Source organism: Paenibacillus sp. FSL R5-0473 (assembly GCF_038004565.1).
Lineage (GTDB): Bacteria > Bacillota > Bacilli > Paenibacillales > Paenibacillaceae > Paenibacillus > Paenibacillus amylolyticus.
This window is the reverse complement of sequence record NZ_JBBORL010000001.1, coordinates 838,261-851,100: the sequence shown is the minus strand read 5'-3', so window position 1 is coordinate 851,100 and position 12,840 is coordinate 838,261. Positions and strand designations below refer to the sequence as shown.

General features: G+C 44.4%; 10 protein-coding genes. 4 read left to right on the top strand and 6 right to left on the bottom strand.

Going from position 1 to position 12,840, the window contains the following annotated elements:
- Positions 1-59: 59 nt before the first annotated feature.
- The 5 genes from licT to MKY28_RS03755 form a co-directional block, all read right to left on the bottom strand.
- Complete coding sequence (licT, locus tag MKY28_RS03775; protein WP_036617363.1) at positions 60-911, bottom strand: BglG family transcription antiterminator LicT; 852 nt, start codon at positions 909-911, stop codon at positions 60-62.
- Positions 912-1,144: 233 nt separating this feature from the next.
- On the bottom strand, positions 1,145-2,569 hold the full coding sequence (locus MKY28_RS03770; protein WP_036617361.1) for a glycoside hydrolase family 1 protein: 1,425 nt from the start codon (positions 2,567-2,569) through the stop codon (positions 1,145-1,147).
- A gap of 48 nt (positions 2,570-2,617) precedes the next feature.
- Positions 2,618-4,300, bottom strand: coding sequence for an S-layer homology domain-containing protein (locus MKY28_RS03765; RefSeq protein ID WP_340934973.1), 1,683 nt, complete (start codon positions 4,298-4,300; stop codon positions 2,618-2,620).
- Positions 4,301-4,435: 135 nt separating this feature from the next.
- On the bottom strand, positions 4,436-5,893 hold the full coding sequence (locus MKY28_RS03760; RefSeq protein ID WP_340934972.1) for a glycoside hydrolase family 1 protein: 1,458 nt from the start codon (positions 5,891-5,893) through the stop codon (positions 4,436-4,438).
- 290 nt (positions 5,894-6,183) lie between these two features.
- Positions 6,184-6,477, bottom strand: a complete 294-nt coding sequence (locus tag MKY28_RS03755) for an antitoxin Xre/MbcA/ParS toxin-binding domain-containing protein (RefSeq protein WP_051447477.1) — start codon at positions 6,475-6,477, stop codon at positions 6,184-6,186.
- 147 nt (positions 6,478-6,624) lie between these two features.
- On the opposite strand from MKY28_RS03755, the gene MKY28_RS03750 reads away from it, so the two are divergent.
- From MKY28_RS03750 to MKY28_RS03740, 3 genes are all read left to right on the top strand, one after another.
- On the top strand, positions 6,625-7,689 hold the full coding sequence (locus MKY28_RS03750) for a suppressor of fused domain protein (RefSeq protein ID WP_340934969.1): 1,065 nt from the start codon (positions 6,625-6,627) through the stop codon (positions 7,687-7,689).
- A 26-nt stretch (positions 7,690-7,715) separates the two neighbouring features.
- On the top strand, positions 7,716-8,477 hold the full coding sequence (locus tag MKY28_RS03745) for a LuxR C-terminal-related transcriptional regulator (RefSeq protein WP_338706764.1): 762 nt from the start codon (positions 7,716-7,718) through the stop codon (positions 8,475-8,477).
- Between the two features lie 110 nt (positions 8,478-8,587).
- Entirely contained in the window at positions 8,588-9,367 is a 780-nt protein-coding gene (locus MKY28_RS03740) for a hypothetical protein (RefSeq protein ID WP_340031002.1), read from the top strand.
- A 114-nt stretch (positions 9,368-9,481) separates the two neighbouring features.
- Here the strand turns inward: MKY28_RS03740 and MKY28_RS03735 are convergent, their stop codons facing one another.
- A complete protein-coding gene (locus tag MKY28_RS03735) occupies positions 9,482-11,233 on the bottom strand; it encodes an ABC transporter ATP-binding protein (RefSeq protein WP_340018102.1) in 1,752 nt (583 codons plus the stop codon).
- A 150-nt stretch (positions 11,234-11,383) separates the two neighbouring features.
- Here MKY28_RS03735 and MKY28_RS03730 point away from each other — a divergent pair, with 150 nt between their 5' ends.
- Complete coding sequence (locus MKY28_RS03730; RefSeq protein ID WP_340934967.1) at positions 11,384-12,826, top strand: ABC transporter permease subunit; 1,443 nt, start codon at positions 11,384-11,386, stop codon at positions 12,824-12,826.
- Positions 12,827-12,840: the final 14 nt, after the last annotated feature.

The following is a 12,840-nucleotide window of genomic DNA, read 5'->3' as shown; positions in this document are numbered from 1 at the left end:
AAAAGCTTATCATTATTCAACGTTTAGGTTTTGCCTTTTTAGCAGTAACAATCCCAACTTTATTCAATTGTTTGTTCATTTCTGACAATCCGTTCAATATGAATGGTCAGATACAGTATTTCTTCCTTGGACAATACCCGATTATAGATCTTACGCGTATAGTCACTGATCCTTACTGCACATGCATGTGCTTCCGGATACTGCTTGCTCACCAAGTCATGAAGCGGATTATCTACTTCTTTATCTTCAATCGCCGTTCCTTGCAACACACGTTGGGCAAAGAACTTCAGATGAGTTAAAAATCGATAATAACTCAATGAATCTTCATCAAGTTCAATCACAAAGCTACGTCTTACGATGTTAAGTATGTCCTTAACGATGTTCGTAATACTGATTGTTTCCCTCATCTCACCGTTCATCTGGGCATTAACCAGATGCATTGCAATGAATGCGCATTCGTCTTCGGGTAGCAGGACACCTAATGTTTCCTCAATAATCTGTAGCGCCTTGAGTCCAATGGCATATTCCTTCCGGTACATGCGCTTGATCTCCCAGAACAATGCGTTACGGATCTGCAATCCTTGACGATGTCGATCAATGGCAAAATGAATATGATCCGTCAGTGAAATGTAGATGCTCTCATGCAGCTTCTCACCTAACACCGTCTCGGCATAACGGATAATCTCATCCGAGCACTCGACATATTCAACCGGGATATCAGACAGAAGTGTTTTGAGTTTCTGTGATACTTCCTTACTTTCAAGCGAGAATATTTTTTCGACGAGACTCTCGTCAATCGATTCACCAGTATGCTTTTTGAAGGCAATTCCACGTCCCATAACGACCAGTTCGTTTCCTCCCGGATCAATTACGGTAACTACGTTGTTGTTCAGCACCTTCTCAATTTTCATTTCTCCACATCACCTTGCACCGTCAAAGTAGTAAAAGGCAAAACCAAAGCAGGTCACGAAATATGCCCCGCCTCTGGTTTTGCCTGATTGAACAGTAACAATCCAGTATTCATTAGCCTTAGGCCCATCTTACCATATAATTATCCATATGACAATGTTTTTGTGAAAGCGGTTAATGTGCGTTAATGTGACATCAGAAGGTGCTTGCACAACTATGCTTATAGAACTAGTATTTACTCGTTGTTGTTCTTAAGACTTGCGCCATTTGTACTAATAACTTCCTTGTACCAATGGAATGATTTTTTCTTGTAACGATCCAATGTTCCTGAACCGTCATTGTTGCGGTCTACATAGATGAAACCATAACGTTTCTTCATCTCTGCTGTTGAAGCACTTACCAGGTCAATACAGCCCCATGACGTATAACCCATCACTTCTACGCCATCCTCAAGAGCTTCGCCAACCTGTACCAGATGGTCATTCAAGTATTGAATACGGTAATCATCGTTCACCGTTTTATTGCCATTTTCGTCCGTAATCAGCTCATCGACTGCGCCCAGACCATTTTCGACAATAAACAATGGTTTTTGATAACGGTCCCAGTATTTGTTCAAGGTTACGCGCAGTCCTTGCGGATCGATCTGCCAGCCCCACTCACTCGCTTTCAGATAAGGGTTTTGCACACCTGCGAACAGGTTTCCTTTGCCTTCGATACGTTTCTCGGGATCACCAGTCTCACAGATACTTACATAATAACTGAACGAGATAAAGTCTACGGTATGCTTCAGAATTTCAGCATCGCCATCTTCAAACTTAATATTGATATTATTCGCTTTGAAATAACGATTAATGTATTTCGGATAATAACCACGTGCATGGATATCAGCAAAGATATCATTGCGCTGTTCCGCATGCATGGCTGCAACCACATCATCCGGGTTTGGAGTCAACGGATACGTAGGCATGCTCAGTACCATACAGCCGATTTTGGCTTCAGGCATAATTTCATGACCCAGTTTCACAGCTAACGCACTGGCTACCAATTCATGATGGATCGCTTGGTACAGATCCTGTTTGGACAGTTCAGCTTTTGGCGTATAGATGCCGCCACTCATGAATGGTTCCTCCAGGATGGAGTTGATTTCATTGAATGTCAGCCAGTATTTAACTTTGCCTTTGAAACGGTTGAACAGCACTGTTACATAACGCTCGTAGAAATCGATCATTTTACGGTTAACCCAGCCATCATATGTTTTGGACAAATGCAGCGGTGTCTCATAGTGAGAGATCGTTACGAGTGGTTCAATCCCGTATTTGTGGCACTCATCGAACAGGTCATCGTAGAATTGCAGACCTTTCTCATTTGGCTCCAATTCATCACCTTTAGGGAAGATACGGGACCAAGCGATGGATGTACGGAACACTTTGAAGCCCATTTCAGCAAACAGTTTAACATCCTCTTTGTAGCGGTTGTAGAAATCGATACCGATCAGTTTCAGGTTATCTTCTGTAGGTGCTTCCGTTCTAGGCGTTGTAATCCCATGTGGCATTACATCTTGAACAGACAGACCTTTGCCATCTGTATTATAAGCTCCTTCAAGTTGGTTGGCTGCTACAGCGCCGCCCCATAGGAAGTCTTTCGGAAATGGTGTAGTCATATCAATCATTCCTCTCATTATTTATCATTATAAAGTTGGTTATTGAACTTAGTTTGTTGGCAATTGTTCCAATCGTTGCAGAATCAGCTCCAGCTGAGCACCTGTAACCGACTTCGATGAATCAAATTGATCTTTGGACATACCGGACATAATACCGGCTTTGGCACTATTTTGAACGGCTTCATAAGCCCAATGCTTATCATTCAAATCCTTGAACAATACTACAGTTGACTCGTCTGCAGCATTCCAGACGCGACTCGTCAAAATATGGTCTACGATCACTGCCATCTGTGCACGTGTTACTTCCTCTCCCGAGGCAAATATCTGATTGCTGACACCTTTCATCAATCCTGCCTTGGTCACTGTTGCAATGGCCTGACGAGCCCATTCAGGAGCAGAATCTGTGTACGGGTAAACAGATTCGGATACTTCAGGAAGATTTAACTTGTCGGCAAGCACGAGGGCGATCTGCGCTCTTGTCACAGGCTCAGTTGGTTTTGTTCCATGCTCTATGTTACCTCCATCCTGTTCCCCTGAAGTCCCTTTGCTTAGTTGGAACAGGTCGGCAAGTACTTCTTTGTTGTCAAAAGCCGGTACCCATGACCAATGCTTCATGCCACCGTACAGTCTTTGGCTATCCATGTATGCATCGTCATACAGCGTCATATTGACATGCTTGGCTCCAAGCTCAGTCAAAGCCTGATAAGCCAAAGAGCTTGTCCGGCTGTCAGTGGTTGGATCATTTTTGGCATGCATAATCCATACTGGAACATCCACAATATCTTTCAGTTCTTTTTTGAATGCTTCTACAGATCCGGTGTAATCCGCTACCGTATCCTTGGCCGCTACAATAATCGCTCCAGCAAACAGATCGGGATATTGTGTCAAGAAACGGAAGGCACCACCACCGCCACTGGAAACACCAGACAGATAGATCCGATTCGGATCAACTTCACCTTCAGCAACCAGCTTCTGAATCAACTCATACTGCGCCACGAAGTACGCCTGCATCTGGGCCAGTTGCTCCGGGTTATCATAGATTTTGAAGCTGTAATTCTCAGGATACTGTACGGCCAGTACGGAAGTATCATACCCCGATTCCGTCCAGACTACAGCTCCACGATTTGCAGTAAGATGGCTGCGCCCGTCCGTACCAACTTCGCCACCACCATGGAGCCATACCATGAGCGGCTTCGGTTCTTCGGACGTGCTTCGTTTCAGTTGATAGGACAAGTTCGCACCATTACTGCCTGTAAATTGTCCTTTTTCAAACTCATCGACCGTACGCGTTTTGACTACATTTACATTTTTATCGTCAAAAGAAAGTTCAGGATACGCCTTGCTTTTGACTGCAAATGCTGACTTAAATCCACCTGGATATTTAAAAGGCTTTACCGCCATATGGATGGTATGATCCGTAATTGTCAATTTTATTCCGTCATCTTCATACTCATTTTGTATGATCTCTTCCGCTTTATTTAAAGGATAGCCATCATAATTGCCAGTAATTTCGAAGTCTGAAGCTTTCAGATTCTGATATTTCTCCGGATTCGCTACAGTAATGTCAAAGGACTCTACCATCTCTCCAGGATCACCAACATAGGTATTGGCCTGGATTTGAGTAACCTGGGTGCTTTCCGCACCAACGGTTGCTGGCCAGATCACACTCAGACTTAGTGTCAGGGCAAGCATCCATCCCATACTTTTTGTGTTCATACTCCATCTTTTCAAAAGATATCCCTCCATATGTAATGTTTGCAGCACATAAAAAAGCGGACAAACGCTAATCAGCAGGCCCTCAGGAACATTAAATTCCATTAAACACTAACTGTTATATCAGGTTTGCCCGCTCAGAAAACGTGAGAACTACAGTTGCTCACCATTACTGGAGATTACGTTTTTGTACCATTCGAATGAATCCTTTTTGGAACGTTTGAGTGTTCCGTTACCTTCGTCATCCAGATCCACGTAGATGAAACCATAACGTTTGGACATTTCGGAAGTGGACATGCTCACAAGGTCAATCGGGCCCCATGCTGTAAATCCAATCAGATCAACGCCATCTTTGATGGCTTCTTTCATTTGTTCGATGTGTTTTTTCAGGTAATCCACACGATAGGAGTCATGGATCGAACCGTCTTCTTCAACACGGTCATATGCACCCAGACCATTTTCTACGATGAACAATGGTTTCTGGTAACGATCCCAGAAGTTGTTCAAGGTTACGCGCAGACCGACAGGATCGATCTCCCAGCCCCAGTCGGATGCTTCCAGATAAGGGTTTTTCACGCCGCCAGTCAGGTTACCCGATGTTTCTTCCTTGTCTGCAGATGCAGATTTGGTTACGGACATGTAGTAGCTGAAGGAGATGAAATCAACGGTATTGTTCAGCAAGATCTCGTCATCGCCTGCTTCTTTTTGGATCACGATGTCGTTTTCTTCAAAATAACGAGCCATGTAGTTCGGGTATTTACCACGAGCATGCATGTCCGTGAAGAAGAGGTTAATCTGATTCTCGTGTTGAGCCAGACGAACATCTACCGGATTACATGTTGCTGCATAAGTTTCCATACGAGCAAGCATACAACCCACTTGGGAACCAGGCATAATCTCGTGAGCAAGCTTCGTTACCAATGCACTTGCTACAAATTGGTGATGCAGCGCTTGATAAGTGGTTTGCAGTTTGTTGTCCACTTTATCGATCAGAATGCCGCCGCCAGTGTATGGGCTGAACAGCATTACGTTAATTTCATTAAACGTCAGCCAGTATTTCACTTTATTTTTATAACGGTTGAACACCGTTTCTGCATACCGAACATAGTGCTGGATTACTTCACGGCCAGCCCAGCCGTTATATTTTTGCGTCAAGCCAAGCGGTGTCTCATAGTGAGACAATGTAACGAGCGGCTCGATGCCATATTTCAACAATTCGTCGAATACTTCATCATAGAATTTCAAGCCTGCTTCATTCGGCTCTTGATCATAACCGTTCGGGAAAATACGTGCCCAGTGAATGGACAAACGGAATACTTTGAAGCCCATTTCAGCGAACAATGCAATATCTTCTCTAAAGTGATGGTAGAAATCGATACCAAAACGTTTCGGGAAACGTTCTTCAAATTTGCCGGAGAGGATCTCTTCGATTCGGGAAGAGGAAATTTCCATAGCATGTCCGCCTGTACGCTTCTCTTTGGGAACATGAGCGATCATGTCCGCTGTGGAGAGGCCTTTGCCGTCCTTATCGAATGCACCCTCCAATTGATTGGCAGCTGTAGCGCCGCCCCATAGGAAGTTTTCGGGGAATCCTTTTTTTGCCGTGGTCATGAACAACAACCTCTTTTCGAAATTTATTTTGGTTTTTCCAGGTGAAAAATGGTGTGATTTAGAGCAGAAAACAAGAAAAACCTAAACTCAAGGTAAAATAGCACCAAAAAAAGGAGCTTTCATTTCACCATCAGTTTAGGTTTTGCCTGTCTTCACAGTTACAATCCATCAAAAGATGTTATTGCATATTCTGTTGTGTTTGCTCTTGTAATGTAAGCGTAACATATCTATTTTGCAAAATCAACTTCACTGGATCAACTGATCGTTCGCACACCTCTTTATCAGAGAAATTAACGTGGCATACGCATAATGGCTGCCCTTAATGCCTGCGCTCCCTCCTCCGTTTCCAGGTAAGCGGCGGGACTTTTGTCCCCTAAAGCCGGGATATCTTTCGCTATCCATTCAAAAACGTACTCCCCCATTTCACACAAAAGCACCCGACTTATATCTGCCGGAATCCCTTGTAATCGCGCACGTTCTACCCACGCGGGGTCCAACTTTTGTCCAAGTTCTTCAAACCCTTCGGAAAATGAGTCCCAGCTTGTATGATTAAACTCCTTTAAATAGATACCTTTCATACTCATGTAATTTCACTCCCTGAATTGCAATTAATAACACCCAAGTCCTATCTGACACAATTCATCCTTAAGCCGCTTGAATCCGTTTCTGTAACAGGTAGACTTAATTTTAAATGTTTTTCGGGGGAAAGAACAGTCAAGGAGGATTCAATAATGACTCAGGAAGAAAACACATCCGGTTGGGATGCGATTGATCAATCCATGCGTGAATTGTATGGGGAACAAGAGCCAAAACACTACGGCACTGCCCTTCCATATATTCTTGGAGGTCCCGATCCACTCGATGGCATTAGCGTTTATGAGGTGAACACACCTATGCCTCACTGGCATTTTGTTACCTACGGTTTCTCAGAATTATATGAAAAAGAGATGCAGGATGCATCCAAAAGCGGGTATGGATTTGAAATCACCTTTCGTCTTACACGCAGTGAAGCAGAGACTGATCCGCCAGCCTGGGCGCTGAATCTGTTACAGAATGTAGGACGATACGTGTTCAACAGCGGAAATATCTTTCAGCCAGGGGATTACATGGACGCCAATGGCCCCATCTGTCTGGAATCCGATACTTTGCTGACTGCTCTCTCGTTTATTGAAGATCCGGACCTACCCGCGGTCTCAACGCCTAATGGTTCAGTGCAATTTATTCAGATGGTTGGCATTACAGGTCGGGAACTGGAAATGATTCAAAGTTGGAATGCTCATGGCTTCCTGTCTGCCTCCTCCATGTTCATGCCCAAATATGTGACGGATCTGATGAGAAATTCGTACGCAGATATTCCTTCGGTTATACAAGCGGTTGAGGATGGAATGGAGCAGGACGGGTCCAGCACAGCATTTTTATTCATACAACAACTGGCTTGGGAATCTCCTCGCAAAAAAATGCTGCAAAAATCGGTTCCGGCCAAACTCCAGCTTGGAGCCAAACAAGCCGTACTAGTTGGCACCATCCTTCGTAGCCGAATTTCGAAAGGTGCCTCTCTATCCTTGATCGGACCGGATACTAATATTCTGTTCGAAGCAGGAGAACATCCAGCTGTATTGGAATCGGACAGACAAGTTACCCTGACGGTGAACAAACAAATTGTTGATAAGCTGGCAGAGAACCTTCGCCCGTTTGAAGGAACATTCGAGATAACTTCATTGGATCATATTCTCGTTCAGATTGTTAGAACAGAAATCAAGGACCAAGAAGGACACGTCATTCAAACGATTGGATGAGAACTGTGCAGCAAGGAGGAAACAACATGCCTGCCATTACATTTGCCTCACGACACGAAGAGTCTCCGACTTGCTCGCATGCAGCAGGAACGGCTCCGTTCGACTATTTACCAAAACCCAGTCTGGACAGGCTTCGTAAAATCAATCATTTCCTGATTCATGCATTCCAGAACAGTATCTCGGTTATCCAAGAGAATTTAACGGGCACTTATCTGTTTCTACTCACAGATAGCAACGGTGTGCTCCTCTCGATGAATTACAGTTCAGATCTTAAAGCTGTAGTAGAAGATTCTCCCATTCGTCCGGGCATGTTCTTCACTGCACAGAGCTGTGGAGTTAACGCCATATCTGTAACGATGGACAGCAACGAGCCTGTAGTGCTGCTGCCCGAGCAGCATGAAAGTCCTTATTTTCAAAGCTGGCATTGTTACGCCGCACCTCTGTTCATGGGATCGCAACATGTAGGTTATCTGGATGTGTCCACCATTAATGCAAATATGCAAGGTGAACTGATCGCCATTGCCAAGCTAATTCCAGCGTACATGCAGAACTGTTATCAGAGTCAACAGACTGCTGAAGTGTGCGACAAACCGGCGGTGGAGTTCACCGAGCGTCAGTTAACCATTCTGGAGATGATAGCCGGAGGCCTCACGGTAAAAGCCATTGCTTTGAAATTAAAGATCAAGGAATGCACCGTGAATCATCACAAAAAAGTGATTTTTAACAAATTAGGTGTGCAATCCAGCACAGAAGCTGTTTCAATTGCCAGCCGAATGTCTTATGTATAGAAGACCCCTATAGATTCCTATAGGTAGTATATGAGAACGTTTGTGCTACAATTTAGGAAGCAGGCAACATGTAGAGAGAGAAACACACACACACATTTCAGGAGGGTAATATGACAATTCCAAAAAAAGCTTCTTTATTCGCCATGCTCATTATGATTATGCTGGTTGCAGCCGCTTGCGGTGACAAAGCAGATAACACAGCCGCAACAGAAGAGCCTACCCCGACAGAAACAACGACAGGTACTGATTCTGATACAGCCAATACAGAAGAAACAGAGAACACAGAACCAGCAAGCGAAGAGTCCAAGGAAACTGATAATTCACAAGACGTTGAGCTGGGGACTACGGAAAAAGGTTCTTACACCAATGACTATTTTGGCGTATCTCTGAAATTTCCGGAAGCTTGGGAGTTCCAGGATGCTGCAGGCATGAATGAGCTGACAAGTGCTTCATCCGAAGCGATTGCTGGTGATGATGAAACAAAGAAAAAACAAATTGAACTGTCTCAGACCAAAACATTGAATCTGCTTATGGCTTCAAAGTATCCATTAGATGCAGGCCAAGTTGGTCCTTCCGCAATTGCGGTTGCTGAGAAAGTAAGCTTGTTGCAAGGCATTCGTACAGGTAAAGACTACCTGGAAGCAACCAAAAAATTCATGGTGGATAGCCAGTTCCCTTACGATTATAAGGAAATGACAACGGAAACCATCGGTGGTAAAGAGATGGATCTGATGCAAATCACGATGGATCCAGGTGACGGTTCAACCGTTACTCAAGATTACTATAGTACAATTATTGAAGGATATGCTTTCAACTTCATATTCACTTACGTGGATGATAAGACCAAAGCCGAGATTGATACCATCAAGAAATCGGTTCAATTCAAATAATCGCTTTTGATTACTGCCATTATACGAAGAACATATAACTCAACCCCGATAACGATCTGTGGAGATCATCGTCGGGGTTCTTTTGTCGTTGAAACAGACTATATATTGCACTATCTAACTAGATATGGCTACCCAGTGCCCTTCCGTGACTTCTACCCACTTGGAATGTTCCAGATTATAACGGTCCTCTACTTCAACATTTTCTCTAGTTGTTTCTTTGACAACATGTCTCTTTTTCTTCGCTTCTACCGCCGGATCAGGCACGGGAATAGCAGATAGCAAAGCCTTGGTGTAGGCATGTTGCGGGTTGGAATAAAGTTCTTCACTCTCCGCCAGCTCTACAATTTTCCCGTTATACATCACCGCCACTCGATCACTGATATGTTTAACCATGGACAAGTCATGCGCGATGAAGAGATACGTCAATCCGAGTCGCTGCTGCAACTCTTCAAGCAATTGTACGATCTGAGCCTGTATCGACACATCCAGTGCAGACAATGGCTCATCACATACGATGAATTCAGGTTCCACAGCCAGAGCTCGTGCAATACCGATCCGCTGTCTCTGCCCACCCGAGAATTCATGTGGATAACGCTGCGCATGGGTGGGATCAAGACCCACCATCTCCAGCAATTCCTCCACACGCTTTTCCCGCTGAGCGGCAGTGCCTGCAAGTTGATGAATATCAAGCGCTTCTCCAATGATATCCATAATCCTCATTTTGGGATTCAGAGATGCATAGGGGTCTTGGAAGATGATTTGCATATGTCTACGCATCGTTTTCATCTCCGAAGCCGACAAACGATTGAGCGGGACTCCTTTAAACAGTACATCTCCACCTGTTGGCTCATGCAATCGCAGAATCGCACGGCCCGTGGTTGATTTTCCGCTACCGGATTCCCCTACAACGCCAAGCGTCTCTCCTTGACGAATATGAAAACTGATATCATTAACAGCCTTTAAGGTGTTACCTTTGCCCAGATTAAAATGTTGTCTGAGTGATTTCACCTCAAGCAACGGTTGATCGTCTTCCAGATCTCTCGGGACCAACGATACCGGTTTGGGCTTTTTCTTCTGATCCAGACGTGGTAATGCATTCAGAAGTCTGATCGTATACGGGTGTTTGGGATTAGCAAAAATCTCTGTTGTTGTCCCGGTTTCCACAATCTGTCCTTCTTTCATAACAACAACACGATCACACATGCCTGCTACTACGCCCAAATCATGCGTGATCAGGATAATCGATGTGCCTAGTTGGTCCTGCATATCTTTCATCAAATTAAGAATTTGTGCCTGAATCGTAACGTCAAGTGCGGTTGTCGGCTCATCGGCAATGAGCAATTCAGGACGACAAGCAAGTGCAATACCGATCATGACCCGCTGACGCATGCCTCCGGAGAATTCGTGTGGATATTGGTTGTAGCGTATTTCACTACGAGTTATCCCCACCCGCTCCATCATGGCAATTGCCTGTTTCTTGGCTTCCCTTTTGGACACCTTCTGATGTTTGATCAGACTTTCAGAGATCTGTTTACCCACTTTAATAGTCGGATTAAGAGAACTCATCGGGTCCTGAAAGATCATGCCAATATCACGCCCACGGATGCTCTCCATCTCTTTCTGCGTTTTATTCGCCAGATCGACCCCTTTGAACAGAATCTCTCCATTTTTCATCTGTGAAGGCGGCGATGCAAGCAGCCTCATAATGGAACGTGCGGTTACACTCTTGCCACTACCCGATTCGCCTACAATGCCTAGTGTCTCTCCTTTGCGCACTTCAAAACTTACCTCTCGTACTGCATGAAACTCACTCTCTCCAGAATGAAAAGAGACCGATAGATCATTAACTTTCAATAAAGGTTCCATGTTATCACCAGCTCTCATCCGTATTTCACATTCACTTATCTCATATGTATACCATTTAATTCCTTGACAATTGTTTAGACCCTAAATAATATATACTATATCAATCGGAATAATGCAATTTAAACCTGAATGAAAGGAGGCACGCTTGGTTTGAATCTTGCAGAAGGCAGCAGACTCACGCGGTTGGTGCACAATTTAAGTTTTATTTATGGCAAAATGCTGCTTCATCCTTCCTACCGATATGTTCTGTTCATTCTTGGATTACCGATCAATCTGGTCGTGTTTCTAATATGGCGTTCGAATCGAAAAAATGACGGCTGGGTAGCCGCCAGGCAGATGGCTGAGCAAGAACTGCTCGCTTCTTCCTATCGGAACAAGCTGAAGTTGGAAGTCGAAGAACAGCTTCGACGCAAACATCGTTTTTTCCAGCAGCAGGTCAGTGAGGAAGAATTCAGACGTCAGACCGAGGAATGGTTGGAAGAAACGGTTCAGAAAGAGTTGAAGGAGCGGACTTCTCGCATACTTCAGGAACAGGGAAGTCAACGTCTTACGATGGCCAATACATTCCACACCCTTATCGACAAACCGTGGTTTTTCGCGATATCCATTATTCCTGGCTGTCTGATGTATGGCATCCTCTTTTTGTATGGAAATCCTTATCTAAAGTACATATTTGAAAGAATACTGATGACGGTATTTGTCATTCTGGGCGTAGCCACACTCGTATTTACGATTTTGTATATGTCTCCGTTCAACCCGGCAGCTAACATTCTCGGAGAGACAGCAACGCAGGAACAGATCGCAGCATTCAATCAGGTGTATGGCTTGGATCAGCCTTATCTTACACAGCTCTGGAACAATATTAAGGGAGTTGCTCTCTTCGATCTTGGCAAGTCTTTTGCAGGAAATGAAGACGTAACAGCAACGATTGCAAGAAAGTTTCCAATTACATTGACGCTGGCGGTCATCTCCCTGCTGCTAGCACTCGTCATCGCATTGCCCATCGGTATCATCTCAGCGATTAAGCCTAATTCATGGTTCGATTATACGTTTATGTTCATCGCTCTGATTGGATTATCGATCCCGAATTTCTGGCAAGGACTTATTTTCATTCTGAACTTTTCGATCAAATTACAGTGGCTTCCCGCCACCTTCAACCCGCAGAACTGGCTGTCGATCATTATGCCAACCATTGTGCTGGGCACAGGACTTACGGCTGCGGTGGCACGAATGACCCGGTCTTCTACACTGGAAGTCATTCATGAGGATTATGTGATGACCGCCCGCGCCAAGGGGTTAAGCGAACGTCAGGTCATGCTGAAACACGCTGTACGTAATGCATTGATTCCAATCGTAACTGTGGTTGGACTTCAATTCGGAGCCATGCTTGGCGGGGCAGCAGTGACGGAGAAAGTGTTTAATATCAGCGGTCTCGGCAGCTATATTGTGGATAAACAATTCATCCCCGATATTCCGAGTATCATGGGCGGAGTAATCTACACAGCAATTACGATCTCCATTATCAATGTAGCGGTTGATCTGCTGTACGCTTTTATTGATCCAAGAGTGCGCTCCAAGATGAAACAATATTAAAGTGTGTGTTGAAC

Bases quoted from the DNA above. Each gene is read 5' to 3' on its own strand.
- licT (WP_036617363.1), bottom strand. From the start codon at position 911: ATGAAAATTGAGAAGGTGCTGAACAACAACGTAGTTACCGTAATTGAT.
- MKY28_RS03770 (WP_036617361.1), bottom strand. From the start codon at position 2,569: ATGACTACACCATTTCCGAAAGACTTCCTATGGGGCGGCGCTGTAGCA.
- MKY28_RS03760 (WP_340934972.1), bottom strand. From the start codon at position 5,893: ATGACCACGGCAAAAAAAGGATTCCCCGAAAACTTCCTATGGGGCGGC.
- MKY28_RS03755 (WP_051447477.1), bottom strand. From the start codon at position 6,477: ATGAGTATGAAAGGTATCTATTTAAAGGAGTTTAATCATACAAGCTGG.
- MKY28_RS03750 (WP_340934969.1), top strand. From the start codon at position 6,625: ATGACTCAGGAAGAAAACACATCCGGTTGGGATGCGATTGATCAATCC.
- MKY28_RS03745 (WP_338706764.1), top strand. From the start codon at position 7,716: ATGCCTGCCATTACATTTGCCTCACGACACGAAGAGTCTCCGACTTGC.
- MKY28_RS03740 (WP_340031002.1), top strand. From the start codon at position 8,588: ATGACAATTCCAAAAAAAGCTTCTTTATTCGCCATGCTCATTATGATT.
- MKY28_RS03735 (WP_340018102.1), bottom strand. From the start codon at position 11,233: ATGGAACCTTTATTGAAAGTTAATGATCTATCGGTCTCTTTTCATTCT.